Annotated in this window: 19 protein-coding genes, 1 other RNA gene and 1 pseudogene; 1 reads left to right on the forward strand and 20 read right to left on the reverse strand. The window is 58.8% G+C overall.

Features of this window, described 5'->3' with window-relative positions:
• Positions 1 to 17 precede the first annotated feature (17 nt).
• Together secA and CLR77_RS12380 are read right to left on the reverse strand one after the other, a co-directional pair.
• The gene (secA, locus tag CLR77_RS12375) at positions 18 to 2,765 is read right to left on the reverse strand and encodes a preprotein translocase subunit SecA (protein ID WP_097460944.1); all 2,748 of its coding nucleotides are present in this window, start codon (positions 2,763 to 2,765) and stop codon (positions 18 to 20) included.
• 374 nt (positions 2,766 to 3,139) lie between these two features.
• Complete coding sequence (locus CLR77_RS12380; protein WP_097460945.1) at positions 3,140 to 4,075, reverse strand: M23 family metallopeptidase; 936 nt, start codon at positions 4,073 to 4,075, stop codon at positions 3,140 to 3,142.
• Between the two features lie 273 nt (positions 4,076 to 4,348).
• Between CLR77_RS12380 and CLR77_RS12385 the strand changes: the two genes are divergently transcribed.
• Positions 4,349 to 4,789, forward strand: coding sequence for a DciA family protein (locus CLR77_RS12385; RefSeq protein ID WP_158227191.1), 441 nt, complete (start codon positions 4,349 to 4,351; stop codon positions 4,787 to 4,789).
• 25 nt (positions 4,790 to 4,814) lie between these two features.
• On the opposite strand, the gene lpxC is transcribed toward CLR77_RS12385, so the two are convergent.
• The 18 genes and pseudogenes from lpxC to rsmI all read right to left on the reverse strand — a co-directional run bounded on the left by lpxC (position 4,815) and on the right by rsmI (position 24,725).
• The gene (gene lpxC, locus CLR77_RS12390) at positions 4,815 to 5,729 is read right to left on the reverse strand and encodes a UDP-3-O-acyl-N-acetylglucosamine deacetylase (protein WP_097460947.1); all 915 of its coding nucleotides are present in this window, start codon (positions 5,727 to 5,729) and stop codon (positions 4,815 to 4,817) included.
• A gap of 337 nt (positions 5,730 to 6,066) precedes the next feature.
• Positions 6,067 to 7,108 (reverse strand): annotated as a pseudogene (gene ftsZ, locus CLR77_RS12395) (cell division protein FtsZ); the annotation flags it as partial.
• A gap of 179 nt (positions 7,109 to 7,287) precedes the next feature.
• On the reverse strand, positions 7,288 to 8,523 hold the full coding sequence (gene ftsA / locus CLR77_RS12400) for a cell division protein FtsA (RefSeq protein ID WP_097460949.1): 1,236 nt from the start codon (positions 8,521 to 8,523) through the stop codon (positions 7,288 to 7,290).
• Positions 8,524 to 8,571: 48 nt separating this feature from the next.
• Positions 8,572 to 9,423 (reverse strand): cell division protein FtsQ/DivIB, encoded by an 852-nt coding sequence (locus CLR77_RS12405; RefSeq protein ID WP_097460950.1) that lies wholly within the window; start codon positions 9,421 to 9,423, stop codon positions 8,572 to 8,574.
• Positions 9,420 to 10,373, reverse strand: coding sequence for a D-alanine--D-alanine ligase (locus tag CLR77_RS12410; RefSeq protein ID WP_227519910.1), 954 nt, complete (start codon positions 10,371 to 10,373; stop codon positions 9,420 to 9,422). Before CLR77_RS12410 ends, CLR77_RS12405 begins: the two co-directional genes overlap by 4 nt.
• 1 nt (position 10,374) lies before the next feature.
• Positions 10,375 to 11,817: a UDP-N-acetylmuramate--L-alanine ligase gene (murC, locus tag CLR77_RS12415; protein WP_097460952.1), complete on the reverse strand. Its 1,443-nt coding sequence runs from the start codon at positions 11,815 to 11,817 to the stop codon at positions 10,375 to 10,377.
• The gene (murG, locus tag CLR77_RS12420; RefSeq protein ID WP_264754694.1) at positions 11,810 to 12,892 is read right to left on the reverse strand and encodes an undecaprenyldiphospho-muramoylpentapeptide beta-N-acetylglucosaminyltransferase; all 1,083 of its coding nucleotides are present in this window, start codon (positions 12,890 to 12,892) and stop codon (positions 11,810 to 11,812) included. The genes murC and murG overlap by 8 nt, the downstream gene beginning before the upstream one ends.
• Positions 12,882 to 14,051, reverse strand: coding sequence for a putative lipid II flippase FtsW (gene ftsW, locus CLR77_RS12425; RefSeq protein WP_097460954.1), 1,170 nt, complete (start codon positions 14,049 to 14,051; stop codon positions 12,882 to 12,884). Before ftsW ends, murG begins: the two co-directional genes overlap by 11 nt.
• Positions 14,048 to 15,385: a UDP-N-acetylmuramoyl-L-alanine--D-glutamate ligase gene (murD, locus tag CLR77_RS12430; protein ID WP_097460955.1), complete on the reverse strand. Its 1,338-nt coding sequence runs from the start codon at positions 15,383 to 15,385 to the stop codon at positions 14,048 to 14,050. The genes ftsW and murD overlap by 4 nt, the downstream gene beginning before the upstream one ends.
• 17 nt (positions 15,386 to 15,402) lie before the next feature.
• Positions 15,403 to 16,488 (reverse strand): phospho-N-acetylmuramoyl-pentapeptide-transferase, encoded by a 1,086-nt coding sequence (mraY, locus tag CLR77_RS12435; protein ID WP_097460956.1) that lies wholly within the window; start codon positions 16,486 to 16,488, stop codon positions 15,403 to 15,405.
• Complete coding sequence (locus CLR77_RS12440) at positions 16,488 to 17,852, reverse strand: UDP-N-acetylmuramoyl-tripeptide--D-alanyl-D-alanine ligase (protein ID WP_097460957.1); 1,365 nt, start codon at positions 17,850 to 17,852, stop codon at positions 16,488 to 16,490. The genes mraY and CLR77_RS12440 overlap by 1 nt, the downstream gene beginning before the upstream one ends.
• The gene (locus tag CLR77_RS12445) at positions 17,849 to 19,333 is read right to left on the reverse strand and encodes a UDP-N-acetylmuramoyl-L-alanyl-D-glutamate--2,6-diaminopimelate ligase (RefSeq protein ID WP_097461024.1); all 1,485 of its coding nucleotides are present in this window, start codon (positions 19,331 to 19,333) and stop codon (positions 17,849 to 17,851) included. Before CLR77_RS12445 ends, CLR77_RS12440 begins: the two co-directional genes overlap by 4 nt.
• Before the next feature lie 4 nt (positions 19,334 to 19,337).
• Positions 19,338 to 21,047 (reverse strand): peptidoglycan D,D-transpeptidase FtsI family protein, encoded by a 1,710-nt coding sequence (locus CLR77_RS12450; protein ID WP_227519900.1) that lies wholly within the window; start codon positions 21,045 to 21,047, stop codon positions 19,338 to 19,340.
• Between the two features lie 110 nt (positions 21,048 to 21,157).
• Positions 21,158 to 21,532: a cell division protein FtsL gene (gene ftsL, locus CLR77_RS12455; protein ID WP_097460959.1), complete on the reverse strand. Its 375-nt coding sequence runs from the start codon at positions 21,530 to 21,532 to the stop codon at positions 21,158 to 21,160.
• 4 nt (positions 21,533 to 21,536) lie between these two features.
• Complete coding sequence (rsmH, locus tag CLR77_RS12460) at positions 21,537 to 22,487, reverse strand: 16S rRNA (cytosine(1402)-N(4))-methyltransferase RsmH (protein WP_097460960.1); 951 nt, start codon at positions 22,485 to 22,487, stop codon at positions 21,537 to 21,539.
• Positions 22,487 to 22,936 carry a division/cell wall cluster transcriptional repressor MraZ gene (mraZ, locus tag CLR77_RS12465; RefSeq protein ID WP_097460961.1) on the reverse strand — a complete coding sequence of 150 codons (450 nt, stop codon included), beginning with the start codon at positions 22,934 to 22,936 and terminating at the stop codon, positions 22,487 to 22,489. The genes rsmH and mraZ overlap by 1 nt, the downstream gene beginning before the upstream one ends.
• 473 nt (positions 22,937 to 23,409) lie before the next feature.
• Positions 23,410 to 23,767, reverse strand: an RNA gene (gene rnpB, locus CLR77_RS12470) — RNase P RNA component class A.
• Positions 23,768 to 23,849: 82 nt separating this feature from the next.
• The gene (gene rsmI, locus CLR77_RS12475; RefSeq protein ID WP_097460962.1) at positions 23,850 to 24,725 is read right to left on the reverse strand and encodes a 16S rRNA (cytidine(1402)-2'-O)-methyltransferase; all 876 of its coding nucleotides are present in this window, start codon (positions 24,723 to 24,725) and stop codon (positions 23,850 to 23,852) included.
• Between the last annotated feature and the right edge of the window lie 146 nt (positions 24,726 to 24,871).

Raw genomic sequence — 24,871 nt, forward strand, 5'->3', positions numbered from 1 at the left:
GCCGGCTCCCGGCCTGATTACGCCACTTTGCCGTGGCACTGCTTGTACTTTTTACCCGAGCCGCAAGGACAGGGCTCGTTACGGCCAACCTTACGTCCTTCCCGTACAAACGGGGCCTGCGGTTCGGCGCCTGGCTGCCCGGCGTAAGCGCCTTCCCCGTCATCGGGCGTTTCGGATTCCGGGCGCTCGTCGTGGCGAGTCTGCGCGCCAGCCATCTGCCGCTGCAACTCCTCGCGACGACGACGTTCGACCTCTTCCATCTCGTCCGGGCGCTGCACTTCGACATGGCAAAGAATACGGACGACATCACGCTTGATATTGTCCAGCATGCTCTCGAACAGGTTGAACGCTTCCCGCTTGTATTCCTGCTTCGGATTCTTTTGCGCATAACCCCGCAAGTGGATACCGCGGCGCAGGTGATCCATATTCGACAGATGCTCTTTCCAGAGCGTATCCAGGACCTGCAGGAAAATCTGCTTCTCGAAGTTACGCATCACGTCAGCGCCGACGATACGTTCCTTCTCCTCGTAGACCTTGACGACGGCCTCCAGGATAGTCTCGCGCAGTTTTTCCTCGTACAGCTTGTCGTCCTCGTCCAGCCACTGCTGCACCGGCAGCTTGATGGCCATCTCGGATTCGAGCTGCCCTTCCAGCCCTTTGACATCCCACTGTTCATGCATACTCTGCGGCGGGATAAATTCGCTGATCAGCGTATCCACGACGTCGACACGAATCGCCTGAACCATCTCGGAGATGTCATTCGAACCCATGACCTCGTTGCGCTGGTCGTAGATCACGTGACGCTGGTCATTGGCCACGTCATCGTATTCAAGCAGGTTCTTACGAATATCGAAGTTACGGCCTTCGACCTTGCGTTGGGCCTTCTCGATGGCATTGGTCACCATACGGTGTTCAATGGCCTCACCCTTCTTCATGCCCAATGCCTGCATGATGTTCTTTACACGGTCAGGCGCAAAGATCCGCATCAGGTTGTCTTCCAGCGACAGGAAGAAACGGGACGACCCCGGATCCCCCTGACGACCGGCACGGCCACGCAACTGGTTATCGATACGCCGTGATTCATGGCGCTCGGTACCGATGATATGCAGACCGCCAGCCTGCAGCACCGCTTCGTGGCGTTTTTCCCACTCGCGCTTGGCCTGCTCGACCTGTTCCGGCGACGCATCCCCATCCGAATGGGCCAGCTCTGCCTCCCAGTTACCGCCCAGCACGATGTCAGTACCCCGACCAGCCATGTTGGTGGCAATGGTCACAGTACCGGCACGACCGGCCTGGGCGATGATCAGAGCCTCACGCTCATGCTGCTTGGCGTTAAGGACATTGTGGGCGATACCCCCGCGCTGCAGTAGGACCGACAGCACTTCGGAAGCCTCAATCGAGGCGGTACCCACGAGCACCGGGCGACCTTCTGCCGTCACGTCTTTGATCTCATCGATAATCGCCTGGAACTTTTCTTCCTGGGTCAGGTAGACGAGGTCGTTGTAATCGATCCGCTGAATCGGGCGGTTGGTGGGGATGACCACCACGTCGAGATTATAGATTTCACGGAATTCGTAGGCTTCGGTGTCCGCCGTACCGGTCATGCCGGCCAGCTTTTCGTACAGGCGGAAATAGTTCTGGAAGGTCGTCGAGGCCAAGGTCTGGCTTTCAGCCTGGACGTCCACTCCCTCCTTGGCCTCGATGGCCTGGTGCAGGCCCTCGCTCCAGCGGCGTCCCGGCATGGTCCGGCCGGTGTGTTCGTCGACGATGACGATCTGGCCGTCCTGCACGATATAGTCGACATCGTGCATAAACAGATGATGGGCCCGCAGCGCCGAATGAACGTGGTGCAGCAGCGCCAGGTTGGTCGCCGAATAAAGGCTGTCGCCCTCTTCCAGCAGACCCACTTCCGTCAGCAACTGCTCGACCTTCTCGTGACCCCGTTCGGTCAGTTCGACGTTTTTCGTCTTTTCATCCAGAACGAAGTCGCCTTCAGGCTCGCCTTCCTCTACCGGTTCGCCTTTATCAAGCTTGGGCACCAGCTTGTTGACTTCGCGGTAGATGCGAGAGCTGTCCTCAGCCGCGCCGGAAATAATCAGCGGTGTACGCGCTTCGTCGATCAGGATCGAGTCCACTTCGTCGACAATGGCGTAATTCAGCCCCCGCTGCACCTTGTCGTCGATGCTGAAGGCCATATTGTCACGCAGGTAATCGAAACCGAACTCGTTGTTCGTACCGTAGGTAATATCGGCAGCGTAAGCCTCACGTTTGGCCTCTGGCTCCTGACCGGCGACGATAACGCCAACGCTCATACCCAGCCATCGGTAAAGACGCCCCATCCACTCTGCGTCCCGCTTTGCCAGGTAATCGTTGACCGTGACAACGTGGACACCCCGACCGCTCAGGGCGTTCAGGTAGACAGCCGCCGTCGCCACCAACGTCTTACCTTCACCGGTCTTCATCTCGGCGATACGGCCCTCGTGGAGGGTGATACCACCGATCAGCTGGACATCGAAGTGACGCATGCCCAGTACCCGCTTGGCCGCTTCGCGCACAACGGCGAACGCTTCCGGCAGGATCTGGTCGAGCGTCTCGCCGTCTGCCACCTGCTTCTTGAGTGCCGGCGTCCTGGCTTTTAGTTCCTCGTCGGAGAGAGCTGAAATTTGCTCTTCAAGCGCATTGACACGAGCAACGATCTTGCCCATCCGCTTAATTTCGCGCGCGTTCTTACTGCCAAAAATTCGGGTTGCAACCTTAGTCAACATAACCAACAGCTACTTTGATCCGTGTCGTGTGGCAACGCCTTATTGGTGTGCGCCACGCTGAATAGGCCGGGAAGCGTCAAAACCTTCGGATTCCAGGCACTCGTAATCTTGTCATCGTGCCGGGACAGGCTCATGACAGGTTGGGAAAACAGGAAGTCGAATCGGCGTGAACACTTGGGAATCTGCAAGGATTCCCCAGGGAAACAGGCGTTAATTCGTGTCGATCTGCCCAGCCCGGCACCTATCTAAAGACAGGCATTCTAACCCCATTTATCCGGGCGGTGAAAGTTAGGAAAATGAGGCAATGAGACTTGGGGCACGACGACCTCTCAATCCGGGGGCCAAATAGGTCCCCCGTAGGCGCCGAAAACGGTCTAGCGACTCGCCCGCTGAATGTATTTCTCCGGATTGGTTTTGTGGTCGCCGATCAAAACCTCAAAATGCACATGAGGTCCCGTCGAACGCCCGGTACTGCCAACCAACCCAATCACCTGCCCCTTCTTGACGATGTCGCCGGCGTGCACCAGAACCTTCATCGCATGACCGTACCGCGTCCGCAAACCGTTGCCATGGTCGAGTTCGATCAGGTTACCGTATCCGTATCGAGGCCCAGCCCATGTCACCACGCCCGCCGCTACCGCGATGATGTTACTGCCACGCTTAGCGGCGAAATCCATCCCCTCATGCCATTCACGCTTACCCGTGAACGGATCGGTACGCCAACCGTATGGCGACGACATCCAACCGAACTTGATCGGGCGTCCCGCAACAAAGCGCTCGCTCTGAAGACGACGGTTCGACAATAACTCGTCGAGCAGGTCCAACTGCTTTTCCCGATCCGACATCTGGGCATCGAGCCTGGCCAACATTTCGGAGAGGTCCGGCATCGTGTAGGATTCCGACTTCGCGCTTTCTACCGGCCCCCCCATGGGCGGCGGCTCGTTAAAGTTGAACTCACCGTTATCCAGGTGCGCCGTGGCGACCAACCGCTCGCCCAAGGCATCCAGCCGCAATATCCGCCCCTGCATGTTGCCCAGGCGCAGCGTCAGGGCATCGATCTGACGATCAATCTTCTGGCCCAGGCCGGCGACGTTTTCACGGTCCTGCTGCAGGCGGGCCTGCCAGCTTTCGATAACGGCTTTAGTAAGAACGGGATCAGCAGCAGTGTGCCGCTGCGCGAGGTAATACCCCAGATAAAGGGTCGCAGCCAGAACAGAGAGGATCAAAAGCGCCAGCAACGCCATAAGGCCGCCATGCACCTTAAAGGTTCTGGCGCGACCATGATGCTTGCCAACGACAATGATGTTCATGAGGCTTGTTACCGCTTAGCTGATAACGCCACCCCATCGGCGACGCCAGGACAATATTCGTTCGACTCGCCTTGATTGTAGAGAAGGCCCTTCCCATAATCCTTGTCAGTGCGTAACAAAGCGTACCACTGTGACGGATATCACCCTCCGACTGCCTGCATTATTCCTGTCGGGGAGGCGTATGCAGGTTACGGGGCCTGTTACCACAACCGATACATAAAGTCCGTTCAACCGGACAATATTGACTCCATTATGCAGAGACCCTTGCCAGGTATGAATCGATACCCCCAAAAAGTGGCATTCGACAAACCCCGGCGGAACTCCCAACTCTACGGACTGCTGACCCGCGCCGCAGAACACGAAACATTAGAGGAAGCCGTTCTTGCCCGGTTACCGGCCGCACTGGCAGGACGCTGCCGCTTTGTCAGCTACCACGATGGAGATCTCACCCTGAGCGTCACATCCAGCGTTCAGGCAACACAGGTCCGATTTCATCAGAAGAGCATCCTGACTGGCCTACGGGAAGATGAGCGTTTTCGATTTGCCTGGCGATTACAGGTCAAAGTGATCCCCAACGCAAGGCGTCAGAGACCGTCCAGGCCAAAAATGAAATTGAGTCACGAAAATGCCCGGCTCCTGGAAGAGGAAGCCGAGCATACAAAAGATGAAAACCTAAAACAGATCCTGCGGCGCCTGGCGCGACACGGTACCTGACAACGGTGCCGTGCCCGTCACTCCGTCATGCAGGAGCCAGCACCGGCTTCAGATAGGAGATGGGCGCCAGCGCCTCATCTTCAAAGGTCACGACTTCCCAGGCGTCCTGCTCTGCAATCAGCTTGCGCAGTAGCTTGTTATTGAGATCGTGACCCGACTTGTGACCACGGAACTCTCCAATCAGGCTATTGCCCAGAAGGTAAAGGTCGCCGATGGCATCAAGCACTTTATGCTTGACGAACTCATCGTCGTAACGCAAGCCGTCTTCGTTGAGAATCTTGTAATCGTCAACAACAATGGCATTGTCGACACTACCGCCAAGCGCCAGATTCATCGCCCGCAGCTTCTCGATATCGCGCATGAAGCCGAAGGTCCGCGCCCGGCTGACTTCCTTCACGAAGGACGTACTCGAGAAATCGACCGTCGTTTCCTGAACCCTACCCTTGAATACAGGGTGATCAAAGTCGATAGCAAAGCTGACCTTAAACCCTTCGAAAGGCAGGAATGTCGCTTTCTTGTCGTCTTCTTCAAGCGTCACTTCGCGCTTGATACGGATAAAACGCTTGGCAGCGTCCTGTTCGGCGATTCCAGCGGACTGGAGCAGGAAGACAAAAGGTCCTGCACTCCCATCCATGATGGGCACTTCCGCTGCACTCAGCTCGACATAGCAGTTATCGATACCCAGACCTGCCATGGCCGAAAGTAGATGTTCCACCGTCGCGACTCTCACACCGTCGCGAACCAGTGTGGTCGACAGCATGGTCTCACCCACGTTTTCCGCTCGAGCCAGAATATCCACCGCGGGTTTGAGATCGGTGCGTCGGAACACGATACCCGTGTCCACCGGAGCCGGCTTGAGTGTCAGGTAGACCTTCTCACCCGAGTGCAGACCCACGCCTGTCGCACGGATGGTATTCTTGAGCGTACGCTGTCTGATCATCGGTACATAAATCCGTCACAAAGAAATCGTATCATTCAGACAAAAACCGGCTGCATGATATCAGAAAGAGTGGGTGGGCACCATTTGTACACCCCCGCACTTACCGAAACAAAACGTTTCCGTCTGTAACCCGATCCCGTCCAACGGCACGACTTCTGAAAACGGGGGCGCGCTAGGGCACGCCCCGAATTTGCCAGAAAGCCGCATACCTCCAACCGTCAGTCAGCCTGACGGCGGAGGAAAGCGGGAATGTCCAGGTATTCCACACTGCGCTCGTCGTGACCATCAGCCTTCTGGTCAAGCGCCACATTGCCGTTAGCGACAGCGCGGCGGCGCAGGATAGCGGGACGGTCCAACTGATGGTAGTCAGTAGTTCCATCCAGGTTACGGGTGTTATCGACGACCTTGGTCGGCTTTTCCTGCCCGCCGCCCAAACCTGTCGCAACCACCGTGACCTTCAGTTCCTCAGTCATTTCCGGATCGATCACGGTACCGACGACGACGGTGGCCGAGTCGGACGCGAATTCACGGATGATGTTACCCACTTCGGAGAACTCGCCGAGGTTGAGGTCCATACCCGCGGTGATATTGACCAGGATACCCTTGGCGCCTTGCAGGTTGATGTCTTCCAGCAGCGGACTGCGAATTGCCGCTTCGGCAGCTTCGCGGGCGCGGTTTTCGCCGGTTGCACTGGCGGTACCCATCATCGCCATACCCATTTCCGACATGACGGTCTTCACGTCGGCAAAGTCGACGTTGATCATACCGTTGCGGGTAATCAGGTCGGCAATACCCTGAACAGCGCCAAGGAGAACGTCGTTGGCGGCGGCAAATGCATCCAGCAGGCTGGTGTTCTTGCCCATGACCGCCAGCAATTTCTCGTTGGGGATGGTGATCAGCGAATCGACGTGCTCAGCCAGCTCACGCAGACCTGCCTCAGCCACCTTCATACGCTTGCCGCCCTCGAACTGGAACGGCTTGGTGACCACGGCAACCGTGAGGATGCCCATTTCACGTGCCACTTCCGCCACGACCGGTGCTGCACCGGTACCGGTACCGCCACCCATGCCGGCGGTAATGAACACCATATCCGCACCTTTCAGCGCCTCTGCGATACGGTCACGGTCTTCGAGCGCCGACTGGCGACCGATTTCCGGATTGGCGCCGGCACCCAGGCCCTTGGTGATGTTGCCACCGAGTTGGATCATGGATTTGGCAATCAGATCCTTCAGCGCCTGTGCATCCGTGTTGGCGCAGATAAAATCGACGCCTTCAACATTGCTGGACAGCATGTGCCGGACAGCGTTTCCGCCACCACCACCGACGCCAACCACCTTGATAACGGCACTTTGTTGAACATTATCTACGAGTTCGAACATCTCCCCTTCTCCTTCGTTTGTCATAGCGGCTTCTGGCAGCCGTTTTATATGCACGCTTCGCTTCAGCGCTGAACCGGCAGAGGACCCCCGTCCCGACTACCAGTCATCAGCGTTACCTGTGGTGGCTTCGCTACGCGTCGCCACCGGACTCATCAGCCTCTCCCATCGCCAAAGCAGCGCTAGAAGTTGCCGGTAAACCAACTCTTGATCCGCTCCACCAGCGACAGCCCCTGTTCCCCCCGCATCGCCGGGGCCTGACCCGTCGCCAATTGGCGGAAGCCATAAATCAGCAGCCCTACACCGGTGGCATAGATCGGATTATTCACAACATCGGTCATGCCGGTGACGCCCTGGGGGGCCGCCAGCCGAACCGGCATATGGAAGATTTCCTCTGCCAGCTCGACCACGCCTTCCATGGCGGAAGACCCGCCGGTCAGCACAATGCCCGCTGGAATGAGGTCTTCGAAACCCGAACGCCGCAATTCCGACTGCACCAGTGTGAACAGCTCTTCGTAACGGGGCTCCACAACTTCAGCCAGCGCCTGGCGTGACAGGTCGCGCGGCGGCCGTTCGCCAACACTGGGAACCTTGATGGTTTCCTCTGCACCCGCCAGTTGAGCGAGGGCGCAGGCGTACTTGATCTTGATCTCTTCCGCATTCTGCGTCGGCGTCCGCAGAGCCATCGCGATATCGTTCGTGACCTGGTCCCCCGCGATCGGGATAACCGCGGTGTGACGAATGGCGCCGCCGGTGAAAATCGCGATATCGGTGGTCCCGCCGCCGATATCCACAACGCAGACGCCGAGTTCCTTTTCGTCGTCGGTCAGTACCGCATAACTCGACGCCAGCTGTTCGAGAATGATGTCGTCCACATCCAGGTTGCAGCGGCGCACGCACTTCTCGATGTTCTGAGCGGCATTCACGGCACAGGTCACAAGATGCACCTTGGCTTCCAGGCGCACCCCGGACATTCCCATCGGTTCCTTGATGCCTTCCTGGTTATCGATGACGAACTCCTGCGGCAGGATATGCAGGATCTTCTGGTCGGCAGGAATGGCCACCGCCTGGGCTGCATCGATGACCCGGTCGATATCCGCCTGGGTGACCTCACGGTCGCGGATTGCCACGATGCCATGGGAGTTCATGCTGCGAATGTGACTGCCCGCAATCCCGGCAAAAACGGAGTGGATGCGGCAGCCGGCCATCAGCTCGGCCTCCTCCACCGCCCGCTGGATCGCCTGCACCGTTGTCTCGATATTGACCACCACGCCGCGCTTTAAGCCCCGCGACGGATGCGACCCGATACCGACCACCTCAATGGCACCGTCCATCTTGCGTTTGCCGACAATGGCAACCACTTTGGAGGTCCCGATATCGAGGCCGACGATCATGTTTTCCGTTTCGACCGCTGACATGTTTATCCTGTCCTGCCTGTCACCTGAGTGAATATTCCGTTCCGGCGATTACCCTTTATGCTGGGCAATCCCCTCCCCTGAAGACTTCCATTGCACCGCCACGCCGTTGGCATAACGGGCATCGATACGCTGCACCTGATCGGCCCTGTCGGCCAATTCCTGGCGATAGACCGTCAGAAAGCGGCCGAAGCGCGCGTTTACCGGATCCTTACCGAGCACGACCTGGATGCCGTTACCCAACTGCAGGGTCCAGGAGCCTCGCTCTTCCAATGCCAGGCCCGCCAACGTCAATCCCTGCGCAGCCAACTGGTGAGACAGGGTCTGCGCCATAGCCAGCACATCCGCCGAGCGGCCTTGCGGGCCGGTCAGATGCGGCAAATTACCGGCGATCTGCGGATTGGTTGGACGGAACACCTCGCCATGCCCGTTCATCAACGCATTGCCGTTCCAGTAAGCGACCGGCTTCTGCTCTACGACATCAACTGCCAGCCCGTCAGGCCAAACCCGGCTGACTGCGACGCTGGCGACCCAGGGCTGCGCCTCCACATAGGATTTGACCCGGCCCAAGTCCGTGGCGAAATAACTGCGCCCCAGGAATGGCTTCAATTCCCGTTCCAGTGCGTGGCGATCAATTCCATGCAAATCACCGCTTACCTGAATGCGGGTGATCGGGTTGTCCAGGGCGCTGACACCCTGCCCGACCAGCCATGGCAACAGGGACGCCAGGATGGCGATGGTCAGGGCGGCCCCAATCTGGGGCCAGGGCAAACGGCGCACAAGGTGGACGAGAGCCTCAACGAATGACGTCTGATCCACCGGGGCGGCTGTCGCACCTCTATATCGCACAGGGCGCTCCAGCGCTTCCCTCTGACGTAGCCGCAACCAAAAGTGTGGGGTCATGTCGGTGTCTCCAGAGTGTCCTCAAGAATGCGCACCACCAGCTCACCAAAACCGATACCCGCAGCGCGGGCAGCCATCGGCACCAAACTATGATCGGTCATGCCCGGAACCGTATTCACTTCCAGCAGCCAGAACCGGCCCTGCTGGTCCTGCATCACATCGACGCGCCCCCAGGACCGACAACCGACAACGTCGAACGCCTTGCAGGCCAGTTGTTTCAGATCGGTCTCCTGCGCTTCCGGCAGCCCGCAGGGCACCAGATAGCGGGTATCGTCGGCAAGGTACTTGGCGTCGTAGTCGTAGAACAGGTGGTCAGTGCTCAGGCCGATCGCCGGCAGCGCCTGTCCCTGCAAAATGGACACAGTAAATTCCGGACCGACGATCCATTCCTCGACCAGCACCATGACATCCAGCTTGGCCGCCTCTTCAAAGGCCTCCCGCAACTCATTCAGCGTTTCCACCCGGCGCACACCGATACTCGAACCTTCGCGCGCTGGCTTGACACTTAGCGGCGCCTTGAGTTCCGCAAAGATCGCTTCAGCCTGGCCAGCGTCCGTCATCAACCGGAAGGGCGGCGTCGGCAACCCACAACCGGCAAACACGTACTTGGTACGCAACTTGTCCATAGCCAAGGCCGAGGCCATGACATCGCTGCCGGTGAAAGGCAGTCCCGCCTGCGACAGAATTGCCTGCAAGGTTCCGTCCTCACCACCGCGACCGTGCAGTGCGATAAAGACCCGATCGCATTCAAGGCCGGCAACGACATTGAGGAGATTGCCACGCACATCCAGGCCGAAGGCATCCACACCGGCCTTCTGCAGCGCATCCAGAACGGCACTCCCACTTTTCAGCGAGACCGCACGCTCGGCGGAGTCTCCACCCATCAACACGGCAACCCGGCCCAATGCGGCACGCGTTTTGTCGTCGACCTGGTATTCCTGCACCGTCATTTCAACCATCTACCTTCAATTGCTTTCCGGCCAGCCTGATCGCCAGCCCACCGATGTCGCCGGCACCCTGCGTCAGGAGCAAATCCCCGTCCTGCAGAATGTTGGCAAGCAGATTTTCAATTTCCGAACCATCCTCCACAAACACCGGATCAATGCGCCCGCGCAGACGAATACTGCGGCACAGGCTGCGACTGTCGGCACCGGGTACCGGCTCCTCGCCCGCGGGATAGACTTCCATCAGCAGCAAGGCGTCGGTTTCCGACAGCACTCGCACAAAGTCCTCATACAGGTCGCGGGTACGACTGTAGCGATGCGGCTGATAGATCATCACCAACCGCCGCCCCGGCCACGCCTCACGTACCGCCTTGATCACAGCTTCCACTTCGCGAGGGTGATGCCCGTAGTCGTCGACCAGCGTGACCTTGCCGCGCCCGGTGTCGAAATCTCCATAGACCTGGAAGCGGCGCCCAACTCCGGAAAATTTGGCAAGCCCCTGAACAATGGCCTCGTCAGCCACCCCCTCGTCGGTCGCGACCGCAATGGCCGCCAGGGCATTCAATACGTTATGACGACCCGGCATCTGCAATTCGATCTTCAGGTCGGCATGTCCCGCTGGCCGCTTGGCAACAAAGCGCGAGCGAAAGCCTTCAATATCGATGGCTTCGGCGCGGAAATCCGCCTGCTCGTTCAGACCGTAGGTAATGATGGCCCGGGAAATCTTAGGAATGATCTCCCGCACCACATCATCATCGGTGCACATCACCGCCACACCGTAGAACGGCAGGTTATGCAGGAATTCCACGAAGGTCTGCTTGAGGCGCCCGAAATCGCCACCGTAGGTATGCATGTGGTCGGCATCGATATTGGTGACGATGGAAATCAACGGCGTCAGATGCAGGAAGGAGGCGTCGCTTTCATCCGCCTCCGCCACCAAATAGCGGGAGCCGCCGAGCTGGGCATTGGTGCCTGCACTATTCAGGCGACCACCGATCACGAAGGTCGGGTCGAGACCTGCCTCGCCCAAGATCGATGCGATCAGACTGGTTGTCGTGGTCTTACCATGGGTACCTGCCACAGCAATGCCGTGCCGGTAACGCATAATTTCCGCCAACATTTCTGCCCGCGGAACGATCGGCACACGCCGCTCGCGCGCGGCGCTGACCTCGGGATTACCCTCGGAAACCGCACTGGAAACCACAACCACGTCGGCATCGGCAGAATTCTCATCACGATGCCCGATCATCACGCGGATACCCATTTTCTCCAGGCGCTCGGTCACCCCGCTGGTCTTGATATCGGAACCCGTAACCTGATAGCCCTGGTTGTGCAGAACCTCCGCAATGCCGCACATGCCAGCACCGCCGATTCCGACGAAATGGATCCGTCTGATCCGGCGCATTTCCGGAACCTGATAAACCAGGTTGTGACCGTTAGGTTCAGACATTCACCGTCTCCAAGCACTGCGTAACAACATCATGAGTGGCATCCGGTCGCGCCAGCTCGCGAGCAGACCGGGCCATTTCCAACAATCTGCCACGATCGCGACAAAGTTCATCCAGCGATGCGGCCAGCACTTCCGGCGTCAATTCCGCCTGCTGATACAAGCGAGCTGCCCCAGCATCGACCATATAGCGCGCATTACGCGTCTGATGGTCATCCACCGCATGAGGGAATGGCACCAGAATGGCGCCTAAACCTGCGGCACAAAGCTCTGCAATGGTCAGAGCGCCAGCGCGGCAAACCACCAGATCGGCCCAGGCATAGGCCTCGCACATATCCGAAATAAAGGGCTCGACGGTCACGTCGACGCCAGCCGAGGCATAGGCCGCACAAGTCGCCTCCTGATGCTTCTGGCCACACTGGTGGCGCACTTCCAGCCGTACCGTCTCCGGCAGTTTGGCCAGGGCTAGAGGCAGCGTGGCATTCAACGCCTGCGCCCCAAGGCTGCCGCCAAGTACCAACAGGCGGACAGGTCCTTCACGGCCGGCCAGTCGCTGCTCGGGGGCCTCAATCGCGGCCACGTCGGGGCGTACCGGATTGCCCGTGCAGAGCGTCTTGATCCCTGAACCAAAGCTTCCCGGAAAGGCTTCCAGCACCCGCGTCGCAAGCCGGGCCAGAATGCGGTTCGTCATACCCGCGACGGCGTTCTGTTCGTGAATCACCAGGGGCCGGCGCGTCAGCCAGGCAGCAAGGCCTCCCGGCCCGGTCACAAAACCACCCATACCAACAACACCATCGGGTCGTACCTTGCGCAGCACCTTGAGCGCCTGCCACAGCGCACGCATCAGCTTCCAGGGCGCCGCCAGCAGCGCCAGACGCCCCTTGCCGCGCAACCCGGTGATGGCGATCAGGTGCATAGGAATCCCTGAACCTTCAACCAACCGGACTTCCATACCGCCGACAGCGCCCAACCAGAACACGCTGTGTCCGCGTTCCTGCAGCTCACGGGCCGTCGCCATCGCCGGAAAGACATGGCCTCCGGTGCCACCCGCCATAATCAGAAAACGTTTAGCGGCCACGCCTGCCCTCCTCCTGGCTGACGAGATCGAGACGCTCGATCTCGACACGCGCCAGAATACCGATGCAGACACAACTCGCAGCCAGACTACTGCCGCCATAACTCACCAGCGGCAAGGTCAGCCCCTTCGTCGGCAGCAAGCCTGTGCTGACGCCCATATTGATGAACGCCTGTAACCCGAGGATCAGTGTCACGCCGTAGGCAAAACAGGCAGCGAAAAGCATTCCGGCACGTTCCGCATTACGGCCGATGCGCATCCCGGTCCAGAACAGCAAGGCGTATATCGCCAGCACCGCCAGGGCGCCAACCAATCCGAATTCCTCGCCGATAATCGCGAAGATAAAGTCCGTATGGGCCTCGGGCAGATAAAAGAGTTTCTGCACCGAATTCCCCAAGCCGACGCCGAACCAGTGACCACGTCCGAAAGCAATCAGTGATTGGGTTAGTTGGTAACCGGTGTCGAATTGGTCTTTCCAGGGATCCAGATAAGCCACCACACGCTTGAGGCGGTATGGCTGGAACACCACCAGGGCGACTCCGACGGCAACACAGGCAACGATCAACGGCAGAAAGCGCGTCAGCCGGACGCCGCTCAGGAAAATCATCCCCAGTGCCGACGTCATCAGCACCACCGTGGCACCGAAATCCGGCTCCACCACCAGCAACGTGGCTGCTGCCCCCAGGATAATGAAAGGTTTGAGGAACCCCTGCCAGCTGCCAAGCAATTCATCCCGACGGCGATCGACATAACCCGCCAGATAGGCGATCAGGCATAGCTTGGCGATCTCGGACACCTGCACATTGAACAGGCCCATCGGAATCCAGCGGGTGGAGCCGTTGACACTGCGCCCCAACGGCGTCAACACCAGGATCAGGCTGGCAAAGGCCACCCCCATCAGGAGCCACCCGCTACGCTGCCACCAGGCGATCGGCAAATTGGCCACACCCAGGGCGATCACCAGTCCAATCGCGACATAGGCAAGTTGGCGATAAACGAAATAGAAGGGCGAGCCATAAGTCTGTGCGGCCATATCCATGGAGGCCGACGCAATCATGATGGTGCCGATCACCATCAGCGTACCCGAGCAAAGCAGCAGCATCTGCAGTGGCTGGAAAGGATTCCGAAGCGCCTGGCGCGTGGTCATCGCAAGGGAAGTCATAAGGCCTCCACCGCGCTGATGAAGCGCTCACCGCGCTCCTCGTAATGCCGGAACATGTCGAAACTGGCGCAAGCCGGCGACAGGAGGACGATATCGCCGGGAGCCGCCATCGCGGCTGCCGCTTTCACGGCGGCCTCCAGGGAGTCAACACGTTCAACCGGTACACCCGTCAGCACTTCGGCAAGTCGGGGGGCATCGCGCCCAAACAGGATAACCCCTCGGCAATGACGCTCAACCGGCGCACTCAAGGGCGCAAAGTCCGCCCCTTTGCCGTCACCGCCAGCAATCAGGACAATCTTGCCCCGCTCACTGGCAAGGCTATTGATCGCAGCCACAGAGGCGCCGACATTGGTTCCCTTCGAATCGTTGATATATTCGACGCCGTCCAGAGTGCGCACAGGCTGACAACGATGCCGCAGCCCCGTAAACGATTGCGCCGTCTGAACCATGACATCCAGCGGCAACCCCACGGCTTCGCCCAGCGCGAGAGCGGCCATTACGTTCATCAGGTTATGGGTACCACGCAGTGTCAAGGTGTCTGCGCGCACCAGATTCTCCAAGCCGCGGGTTATCCAGACCCCCTCATCATCCTCACGGGTGCTGTATATCCCGGGATTGATGCTGTGCATGGCAAACCCACGCAAGGTCATATCAGTGCGGACCAACGGCGAACTCAGCGGATCGTCAAGATTGATCACGGCAGTCCGGCAACCGTTATAGATCCGCTGCTTGGCCTTGAAGTATTCCTCCCGGCCCGAGTAGCGGTCCATATGGTCGTCACTGATATTGAGAACCGTTGCCACCTCCGCATCCAGACGCTCCGTCGTTTCCAGCTGAAAGCTGGAAAGTTCCATGACGTACAGTTCGATATCGTCGGCCAGCAGCTCCAACGCGGGCGTTCCCAGGTTGCCACCAACCGCTACCCGCTTACCCGCGGCCCTGGCCATTTCACCCACCAACATGGTCACCGTGCTCTTACCGTTAGAACCGGTAATGGCCACAATCGGTGCCTTGGCCGCCTCGCGGAACAGGTCGATGTCCCCCCGGATACGAGCACCTGCCTGCCGGGCTGCCACAATCGCAGGTTCGCTGACCGCCACACCTGGGCTGACGATCAATTCGTTAAACTGACTGAACAGATCCCCATTAAAGGGACCACAATGCAGGACGACATCCGGAAACTCGGACTGAAGCGTCTCCAGCCCCGGCGGCTGTATACGGCTGTCGGCCACAACAACATCATGCCCCTGCCCGCGCAGGAAACGCACGCACGACAGCCCGGTCTTACCAAGACCGACTATCAGTATGTGACGATCCGTTGCGATCAAAGCCATGGCCCGATCAGCTCCCGTTAGCGAATTTTCAACGTGGCCAGTCCGATCAGGACCAGGACCACAGTCACGACCCAGAACCGCACAATCACGCGCGGTTCCGGCCAGCCTTTAAGTTCAAAGTGGTGATGCAGCGGCGCCATGCGGAATATCCGCCGGCCTGTCAGCTTGAACGACGCCACCTGCAGGATCACGGAGATCGTCTCCATGACGAAGACGCCGCCCATGATGAACAGCACAATTTCCTGATGCACGATCACAGCGACAATCCCCAGGGCTGCCCCCAGGGCCAGGGCCCCCACATCGCCCATGAAGACCTGCGCCGGATAGGTGTTGAACCAGAGGAAGCCCAACCCCGACCCCACGAGCGCGCCGCAGAATACAATCAACTCCCCGGTACCTGGCAAGTGAGGAATATGTAAATATTCCGCAAATTTCACATGCCCCGACAGGTAGGCAAATATTGCCAGCGCACCGGCCACCATGACGGTCGGCATGATGGCCAAACCGTCGAGGCCATCGGTCAGGTTCACCGCATTGCTGCTGCCGACAACCACGAAATAGGTGATAACAACGAACATGATCGGCCCGAGCGGAATCTCGACACCTTTAAACAAGGGCACGATAAAGGTGGTCTCCTGGGGCAGCGTTGCGGTGGCGTAGAGCACGATGGCGGCCAGGATGCCGAAAATCGATTGCCAGAGATATTTCCAGCGCGCCGGCAGCCCCTTGGGATTACGTTCAACGACCTTCCGGTAGTCGTCCACCCAACCGATGGCACCGAACAACAAGGTCACGATGAGCGTGATCCAGACATACCGGTTTGCGAGATCTGCCCACAACAGGGTGCTGACAGTGACTGAGACCAGAATCAGTGCGCCACCCATGGTTGGCGTGCCGGCCTTGCTCAGGTGGCTTTGCGGTCCATCGTCCCGCACCGCCTGTCCGATCTGGTATTGTCCCAGCTTGCGGATCATGGTCGGCCCGACCAGCAATGAAATCACCAGCGCCGTCAACACGCCGAGAATCCCGCGCAGGGTCAGGTAGTTAAAGACCGCAAGCTCGCTGACATAGCGGGACAGATAATCGGCTAGCCAGAGCAGCATCAGCTATTCACCTTGTCGGTAAGCGCGCGGACCACAGCATCCATACCCGCGCTACGGGAACCTTTTACGAGGATCGACAGGGGGCGCTGCGCCACCTTTTCCAGCGCTGCGATCAGCGCCGCCTGGTCCTCGAAGACAACCGCGTCACGGCCAAACCCGCGCGCGTAATCTGTGGCATGGTGGCCACAGGCATAGAGAGACTCGATACCCAGTTCCAGGGCAATGCGACCGATGGACACATGCAATGCGGATTCCTCGGGCCCCAGTTCCGCCATATCACCCAAAACGGCGACCCTGAATCCGGAGCGCTCGGCCAGCACATTCATCGCAGCGCGCATGGACGCCGGATTGGCGTTATAGCTATCGTCGATGACCATTACATCATCAGAGACAGGAATGCTTTGCAGCCGGCCCTTGACGGGCACCACCGCCCCCAGGCCCTCGATAATGTCGACGTCGCCGACGCCCAGCGCCCGACAGGCAGCAATAGCCATCAGCGCATTCATCACATTGTGCTGCCCCAGAAGCGGCAGCCGAATCCGACAATGCCATCCACCGGGACCTGCTACCGTAAAGACGCTTTCGCCATCCTCGCTGATCAATTCACGCGCCTGATAGTCCGAGGTGTCGTTCAAAATCGACACGGTCCGCAACTGACGTTGCCCGGCGCGTTCCCGCCATTGCGGATAGGCAGGATCATCGGCATTCAGTACGACGGTACCGCCATCAGCAACACCGTCGATAATTTCGCCTTTGGCCGACACGATATTCTCGTAGCTGCCAAAGCCCTCGAGGTGCGCCTGGCCGGCATTGGTGATAATCACCACTTCCGGGGCTGCCATCTGAACGGTTGCCGCAATTTCGCCCAACCCGCTGGCCCCTAGTTCGATCACGGCAAACCGGTGTTCAGGCGACAGCCCAAACAGGGTCAGCGGTACACCAACCGCATTATTGAAATTACCGACCGTCGCCAGCGTTGATCCCGCCTGACGCAATATGGCTGCGGTCATTTCCTTGACGGTGGTTTTGCCTGAACTTCCGGTCACCGCCACGGTCCGCACCTGACTTTCCCGCCGGTTCATACAGGCCAGAGCGCCCAGCGCGACGAGACTGTCCGCGACCTTGAGCTGCGGCAGCGCCAACCCGTTATCCACGCGCTCCACCACCGCAGCGACGGCGCCTTTTTCAGCCGCCAACGTCACAAATTCATGACCGTCGAAATTCCCACCGCGCAAGGCCACATAAAGGTCGCCAGGCTTTAGCGTCCGGGTATCCGTCGACACACGGGTAAAAGCCGCATCGGCTCCGGCCAGTTCGCCCGCCAGGGCGGCGGCGGCTTCGGTCAGGGTAAAAGTGCGCATCATAGTGCTGCCCTCTTCGCCGTCAGCAGCTCGCTGACCGTCTGGATATCGCTGTAAGGTAGGCGCTCGGTACCCACTTCCTGATAATCCTCATGCCCTTTCCCTGCGACCAGGACTACGTCGCCTGCAGCAGCCTGCTCCAGGACATCGGCAATCGCCTTGGCACGCTGATGCTCGACCGTCACCTCAGCAGGCACACGAAAACCTTTCAGGATGTCGGACACGATCTGCTGCGGCGATTCCGTTCTCGGGTTGTCATCGGTCACGACCACACGGTCAGCCAGTTCTTCCGCGACGGCGGCCATCTCGGGTCGCTTGCCGGTATCGCGATCGCCTCCGCAACCGAAAATGCACCAAAGGTGGCCATCGACGTGCGGCCGCAATGCTGCCAGCGCATTGCTCAGTGCGTCCGGAGTATGGGCATAGTCAACGACAACCCGTAATCCATCGTCGCGCATAAAGGGCTGCAGACGACCTGGGGCCGGCGTCAGACGTGAAACACTGGCGGCTACACGATCAGGGGCATACCCCATCGCCAGAACCGCCGTCATTGCCGCCAAAACGTTGCTGACGTTAAAACTGCCCATCAGCGGCGCAGCAATGTCCATCAGGCCCCAACGACCATTCAACCGGGCCTTGAATCCCGAAGGTGCCGTGTGCAGCTTTTCCAGCCAAAGCTCGACCGACGACTCGTGAAGGCTGTAACGCAGTACGTCGCAATGATCAGCCACCTGCGTCGCCAGCTGACGCCCGAAAGGATCGTCGAAATTGATGGCGGCGAAACTCAGCCCTTCACGCTTGAACAGTTTCGCCTTGGCCGCACCGTAGGCATCCATTGAACCGTGATAATCCAGATGGTCGCGCGTCAGGTTGGTGAAAATCGCTCCTTCGAAGCGAACGTCATCCACTCGCCCCTGCTCCAGTGCGTGGGATGAGACCTCCATCACGACCGCACCGGCCCCCTCACGCTTCATCTCCTTCAACCAGCGATGGACCCGCACAACATCGGGCGTGGTGTGAGTTGCCGGCATCAATTTCTCGGGTAAACCGTATCCCAGGGTTCCCAGTTGCCCGGTTCGAACGCCCAGTTCATTAAGCAATTGTTCTACATACCGCGTGACAGACGACTTGCCATTGGTGCCGGTGACACCCAGAACGTGCAATTCGGCAGACGGTGCCTCGTAGAACCGGTCGGCAATCAGCCCCAGACGGCGTGACAGACCAGGCACCTTCACCAGCAACACACCTTCACGCTCGTCGCAGCCCTGGTCGTCCTGCGTTTCCAGCAAAACGGCAACGGCACCACGCTTGATGGCCTCAGGCACATAGGCCCAGGCGTCGCCTTTCGAGCCGGCCAACGCCATAAACGCATCGCCGGTTCGCACGCAGCGGCTGTCAGACTGCAGTCCGTGAATCGTCACATCCAACACGGAAGGCACTTCGACAATGCCTGTTAGCAGACTATGCAGCGTTCGGTTGCACATAACGCTACCCCCGGCCTCCACTCTTCTCAGGAGTCGCCTTACCGGCGACCTCCTGTGAGTCCAAATTCAGGTCCGGCCGCACATTCAGCAGGCGCAGGGAATCTCCCATCACCCGCGAGAATACCGGCGCGGCAACTTCTCCACCGTAATACTGGTTACCCTGCGGGGCATCGATCATCACCACGCATACCAGTCGCGGATTATCCGCGGGAGCCATGCCCGCAAACACGGAGCGATACTCGTTACTTTCGTAGCCATTGCGTCCCACCAGATGCACCGTTCCGGTTTTGCCCGCGGCTTGATAAAACGGAATCTGGGCCCGTTTCCCAGTGCCTTCCTGCACCACTGCCTCAAGCATATGGCGAATGTCGGCAGCAACGCCCTCCGGTATTTCCCGCACGCCCTGCGGCGGGCGATCCAGCTTGATGAGACTGACGGGATAGCGAATACCGCCGTTAGCCAGCACCATATAGGCCTGCGCAAGCTGCAGTGCCGTCACGCTGACACCGTAGCCATATGCCATGGTGGCCTCATCTACAGGCTTCCAGTCGATATGGGTCGGCAGCACGCCCACGGCTTCACCGGGAAAACCGATACCCGTCGACTGACCGAGACCAAATCGGTAGAGCATGTCATGGATGCGCTGGCCGCCAATTGTCATGGCAATATGGGACATTCCGACATTGCTGGATTTTGCAATGATATGGGTAAGGTCGAGGACGCCGTAATTGCCATCATCACGGATGGTGTAACGCCCCAGTCGCATATAACCTGGCGACGTATCTATCTCGGAGCCCATGTGGAATTTGCCCGACTCGAGAGCGGCCGCCATGCTCAGGGGCTTCATGGTCGAGCCGGGCTCAAAAACGTCGGTAATCGCGCGATTGCGTAACAGGCGGGGCTGCAACTGACTGCGATCGTTCGGGTTGTAGGAAGGCTGATTGACCATGGCGAGCACCTCGCCGGTATCTACGTCCAGCATCACCAGCGTACCGCTGTGCGCGCCATGCTCTTGCACGGCCGCCTTAAGCTCGCGATACGCCAGATATTGCAGACGAAGATCAATACTCAGATGCAGATTCTTGCCCGGCTGCGCATCACGGATCAGGCTCAGATCCTTGATGACGTGTCCGCGGTTGTCCTTGAGCACACGTTTGGCGCCTTCCCGGCCGGAGAGCCAACTGTTGTAGGCCAGCTCCAGACCTTCCTGCCCCTGCTGATCGATATTGGTAAAGCCGACAACCTGAGCGGCAACTTCGCCTGCCGGATAATAGCGACGATATTCGCGACGGGTATAAATGCCGGGAATATCCAGCGCCTCAGCGGCTTTTGCCAACGATGGCTGGATCTTGCGACGAATATAAATGAACTCACGATCACGATCTGCACGCACCCGTTGGCGCAACTGACCGAGATTGAGGTCCAGGAGTTTTGTCAGGCTTGCCAGTTTGGGATCGTTCGGATCCATCTCACTGGGATTGGCCCAGACGGTTTCCACAGGTGTGCTGACCGCCAGCGGCTCGCCATCACGGTCAGTAATCATGCCTCGATGGGCATCGATGGTTTCCACCCGGGCAGAACGCATTTCCGCTTGCCGGCTGAGGAAGTGCTGATTGATGACATCCAGATAAACCAGTCGCCAGCACAAGGCACCGACCACTCCGAGGAAAGCGCAGATCACGACGGCATAACGCCATGACCGCAATACAGTCATCACGCGCTCTGCCATTGTTTGTCGTGGCGCTGACTTCGTCACAACCCGTCCCCTGACGTAACCTAACTGCTTATTACGGTAAGGCCCCTGAATTCAGGGGCCGTCCGGCTTTATGGTTTTTTCACCACGAGCGTAATGTCGTCACGCCCGGGCACTTTCATGTTCAAATCAGCGACCGCATGCTGCTCAACCCGGCTGTGTGCGCTTAACGCACTCTCCTCCAGCAGCAGCTGGCTCCAGGTTCGCTGGTACGCATCCCGCTGCACTTGCAAATGATTCAGCGAACTGAACAGTTGTCGATTCAGGTGGACGGCATAAATCACGCCAACGGCAGAAGTGATCAACAAACCGACCAGCACCAGCGTTATCAGCAAGTCCCGGCGCCACAGACCGCGAAAAATCAATCGCGACAGGCGCCACGCAGATGCCAGGCTGTCCCGCCAACGGAGGGACCGAGAGCCTGTTTCGACGCTGACTGCACCCATGGTCCTATACCACCTTCTCGAGCACTCGCATGATGGCGCTGCGCGCCCTCACGTTTTCGTCCACTTCACCTTCCGAAGCCCGTGCCGCCTTGCCGATCAACCGAAATGCCGGCTCGGCCATACGCCCCGTCACGGGCAATCCCCGCGGTAACTGCGGACCTCTGGCCAGATCCCGCATGAACCGCTTGACGATACGGTCTTCCAGCGAATGAAAACTGATCACGACCAGACGGCCACCTGTAGCCAACAGATTCGTCGCCGCCAGCAACCCTGTTTCCAGATCTTCCAGCTCGCGGTTCAGATGAATACGAATCGCCTGAAAGCTACGTGTTGCAGGATGCTTACCCTTCTCCCGCCTTGGTACGGCACCCTCGATCAGCCGAGCCAACTCACCAGTCGTCGTCACCGGCTGGATCTGACGCTGTTCGACAACCGCCCGGGCAATCCGTCTGGAGAAACGCTCCTCTCCCAACCGCCAAAGCACATTGGCGATCTCCGACTCTTCGGCACGGGCCAACCAGTCCGTCGCACTCTCCCCTTCGCCGGGGTTCATCCGCATATCCAAAGGACCGTCACGCATAAAGCTGAATCCGCGGCTGGCATCATCCAACTGCGGCGAAGACACCCCCAGGTCCAGCAAGACACCATTCACCCAGTCCCAACCACGCTCAGCCACGAACTCTGCCAACTGAGCGAAGGACCCCTGTCGGATCACGAAACGGGCATCCTCGGCAGACAACCGAACGCCCTCAGCAATCGCGGCAGGATCCTTGTCCACCCCCAGCAACCGCCCTGACGCTCCCAGCCGGGACAGAATTTCACGACTGTGACCACCCCGACCAAAGGTGCCATCCACGTAATGGCCCTGCACGTCGGTCACCAGCGCCTCTGCGGCCTCCTGCAGCAACACGGTCCGATGGACATGGTCCACTTCATTTCCTGGGGTTTCGGTCATCACAGTGATAGCGATTCCATTTCGGGCGGCATCTCGCCGTCGCCTTCGGCATCATCCAGCCAAGCTGTCCAGCGATCTTCGCTCCACAACTCGAGTTTGCTGCCCTGACCAATCAGCAGCAGCTTTTTCTCCAGACCGGCATATTCGCGCAGCGTCGGCGGGACCAACACTCGCCCGGCAGAATCCAGTTCCAGCGGCGTGGCATGGCCGATCAACAGACGCTGTGCACGCCGCGCTGCCTTGTTAAAGCTGGGCAGCGCCTCGATCTTGGGCAGGATTTCCCTCCATTTGGGTTCCGGGTAGACCAGCAGGCAACGTTCCTCGGTGTGCGCCGTCAACACGATGCGCCCCTCGCACAACGAGGCAAGATCCTCGCGCACGCGGGCGGGGATCGCTATACGACCCTTCGCATCCATATTGATGGCATGACTGCCGAGAAAATTGCTCATATCCGGTGTCCGGAATCCTCTGGTGCTAAAGCTGAGTTGGCCAATCAGTCATGCGGCAACACTTCAAACAGGACCCTGAAGTCCACTCTCCTCCACAATTTTCTCGCCAGGGAGGTTTCGTCGCCACAAAAAACCACTTCCAACCACTTTTTCCCACTTTTGCACACTATAGGAACACGCCATACACAATGCAAGCGTTCCGAATGCCGACATAAAGCAAAAAGTTGCTTTAAAAACAGAAGGATAGACCTTAAAGGATTCGCAAAGAGAGCAATTCAGGAGAGGAAATACCGACAAATCAACATGATGCAGACAAAACTCAACAAAACGCCTGAGAGATAAGATTATTTTGCTATAACGAGCAGGAAGGAGAAGCGCGATACCTAATTATCAGGCAACGAAAGAGGCCTCATTAAAAGCACCTCTTAAGCAGTGATACCGCGAACGCAGTACAACACGTCCACGAAATGAAAGAAAGGAGTTCGCCTGTAAGCCGGGTTCTGTCAAGGACAGTCATTCATCTGGGACCGACGTCACCGTCGGCCTCTAGCAACCTACCCGAGTCCAGTGCGGGCCACACCGTAGGACTCCTATTTGGTCTTGCTCCGAGTGGGGTTTTCCATCGCCGTGGACTGTTGCCAGCCACGCGGTGCGCTCTTACCGCACCATTTCACCCTTACCGGCGCCGAAGCGCTTAGGCGGTATACTTTCTGTTGCACTTTCCGTCGGCTCACGCCGCCCAGGCGTTACCTGGCACTTTGCCCTATGGAGCCCGGACTTTCCTCCATCCCGCCACCGAAGCGGCAGGACAGCGACTGTCCAGCGAACTCGCGGCACACGATACTGCGCCCTACCGCTTCAAGCAAGCAATGAAATCGGTATTTTCCGGATTTCCGGGTGCCACCGATCCAATTCAGGACGTCTTGAGTTGCAACGCGCGTTCATAAAGTTGGTTTTTCGGTATGCCTGTTGCGTCTGCCGCGATGCGCGCGACCGATTTCACCGGCAACTCCGACAACAGCGCCTTAAGCAGACGATCAATATCCAGTCCTGTCGCCTGAGCCAGCGAATTATCGACAGGCGCCGCACCTGCCACTATCAACACCATCTCTCCCCGGCTGGCATTGGGATCTGCTTCGAGCAAAGCCTGCAGAGCACCCAGCGTCGCGTCGTAGAACTGCTCAAAAGTCTTGGTCAGCTCCCGCGCCAGCACAACCTGACGCGTCTCCCCGAAACACGCGACCATCGCATCGATCGTATCCCGAACCCGATGAGGCGATTCATAAAAGACCAGCGTACCGGTTTCATTGGCGAGAGCAGCCAGAAAATCCTGGCGAGCCTTGTTCTTGGCGGGCGGAAATCCGGCGAACACAAAACGATCAGTGGGTAAGCCCGCTGCCGACAACGCCGTAATCAACGCACTGGCACCCGGTATCGGAACAACCCTGAGACCCCGTTCCCGCGCCTCCCGCACCAGCACAAAGCCCGGGTCCGAGATCAAAGGTGTGCCTGCATCAGACACCAGGGCGATTTGTTCGCCACCGGCAACCCGATCAAGCAAGGCGCCGCTGCGAGCACGCTCATTATGGTCGTGCAATGCGATGAGCGGTTTATGCAATCCCAAGTGTTGTAGCAGACGAGCGGAGTGACGGGTGTCCTCCGCAGCAACGGCGTCGACCTTCGATAACGTATCTATTGCTCTTTGCGTGATATCACCCAGATTGCCGATTGGGGTGGCGACGACATAAAGGCAACCCGCGGCGTCGGCGGTTCGGGGATCATGGGCCATGACAACTCCGGAGGTTCAGGGAAAGCATTACTTCGGTTATCCTCGCGTGACGGCGCACGTCATGAGAAACAGGGGACAACCTGTTACACTTGCGTCTTCCGCGCATGATGCCGCCGCCGGCGTTGCGCAACAAGCGTTTCTTCACT

The organism is Mangrovitalea sediminis, from assembly GCF_002514725.1.
GTDB classification, from domain to species: domain Bacteria; phylum Pseudomonadota; class Gammaproteobacteria; order Pseudomonadales; family Oleiphilaceae; genus Mangrovitalea; species Mangrovitalea sediminis.

What these genes read in the sequence shown, in the direction of transcription:
- CLR77_RS12450 (WP_227519900.1), bottom strand. Translation starts at nt 21,047, where the DNA reads ATGACTGTATTGCGGTCATGGCGTTATGCCGTCGTGATCTGCGCTTTC.
- murC (WP_097460952.1), bottom strand. Translation starts at nt 11,817, where the DNA reads ATGTCTGAACCTAACGGTCACAACCTGGTTTATCAGGTTCCGGAAATG.
- ftsW (WP_097460954.1), bottom strand. Translation starts at nt 14,051, where the DNA reads ATGACTTCCCTTGCGATGACCACGCGCCAGGCGCTTCGGAATCCTTTC.
- mraZ (WP_097460961.1), bottom strand. Translation starts at nt 22,936, where the DNA reads ATGAGCAATTTTCTCGGCAGTCATGCCATCAATATGGATGCGAAGGGT.
- rsmH (WP_097460960.1), bottom strand. Translation starts at nt 22,487, where the DNA reads ATGACCGAAACCCCAGGAAATGAAGTGGACCATGTCCATCGGACCGTG.
- CLR77_RS12380 (WP_097460945.1), bottom strand. Translation starts at nt 4,075, where the DNA reads ATGAACATCATTGTCGTTGGCAAGCATCATGGTCGCGCCAGAACCTTT.
- mraY (WP_097460956.1), bottom strand. Translation starts at nt 16,488, where the DNA reads ATGCTGCTCTGGCTAGCCGATTATCTGTCCCGCTATGTCAGCGAGCTT.
- lpxC (WP_097460947.1), bottom strand. Translation starts at nt 5,729, where the DNA reads ATGATCAGACAGCGTACGCTCAAGAATACCATCCGTGCGACAGGCGTG.
- secA (WP_097460944.1), bottom strand. Translation starts at nt 2,765, where the DNA reads ATGTTGACTAAGGTTGCAACCCGAATTTTTGGCAGTAAGAACGCGCGC.
- CLR77_RS12445 (WP_097461024.1), bottom strand. Translation starts at nt 19,333, where the DNA reads ATGTGCAACCGAACGCTGCATAGTCTGCTAACAGGCATTGTCGAAGTG.
- ftsL (WP_097460959.1), bottom strand. Translation starts at nt 21,532, where the DNA reads ATGGGTGCAGTCAGCGTCGAAACAGGCTCTCGGTCCCTCCGTTGGCGG.
- CLR77_RS12440 (WP_097460957.1), bottom strand. Translation starts at nt 17,852, where the DNA reads ATGATGCGCACTTTTACCCTGACCGAAGCCGCCGCCGCCCTGGCGGGC.
- rsmI (WP_097460962.1), bottom strand. Translation starts at nt 24,725, where the DNA reads ATGGCCCATGATCCCCGAACCGCCGACGCCGCGGGTTGCCTTTATGTC.
- ftsA (WP_097460949.1), bottom strand. Translation starts at nt 8,523, where the DNA reads ATGTCAGCGGTCGAAACGGAAAACATGATCGTCGGCCTCGATATCGGG.
- CLR77_RS12385 (WP_158227191.1), top strand. Translation starts at nt 4,349, where the DNA reads ATGAATCGATACCCCCAAAAAGTGGCATTCGACAAACCCCGGCGGAAC.
- CLR77_RS12410 (WP_227519910.1), bottom strand. Translation starts at nt 10,373, where the DNA reads ATGACGGTGCAGGAATACCAGGTCGACGACAAAACGCGTGCCGCATTG.
- CLR77_RS12405 (WP_097460950.1), bottom strand. Translation starts at nt 9,423, where the DNA reads ATGACCCCACACTTTTGGTTGCGGCTACGTCAGAGGGAAGCGCTGGAG.
- murD (WP_097460955.1), bottom strand. Translation starts at nt 15,385, where the DNA reads ATGGCTTTGATCGCAACGGATCGTCACATACTGATAGTCGGTCTTGGT.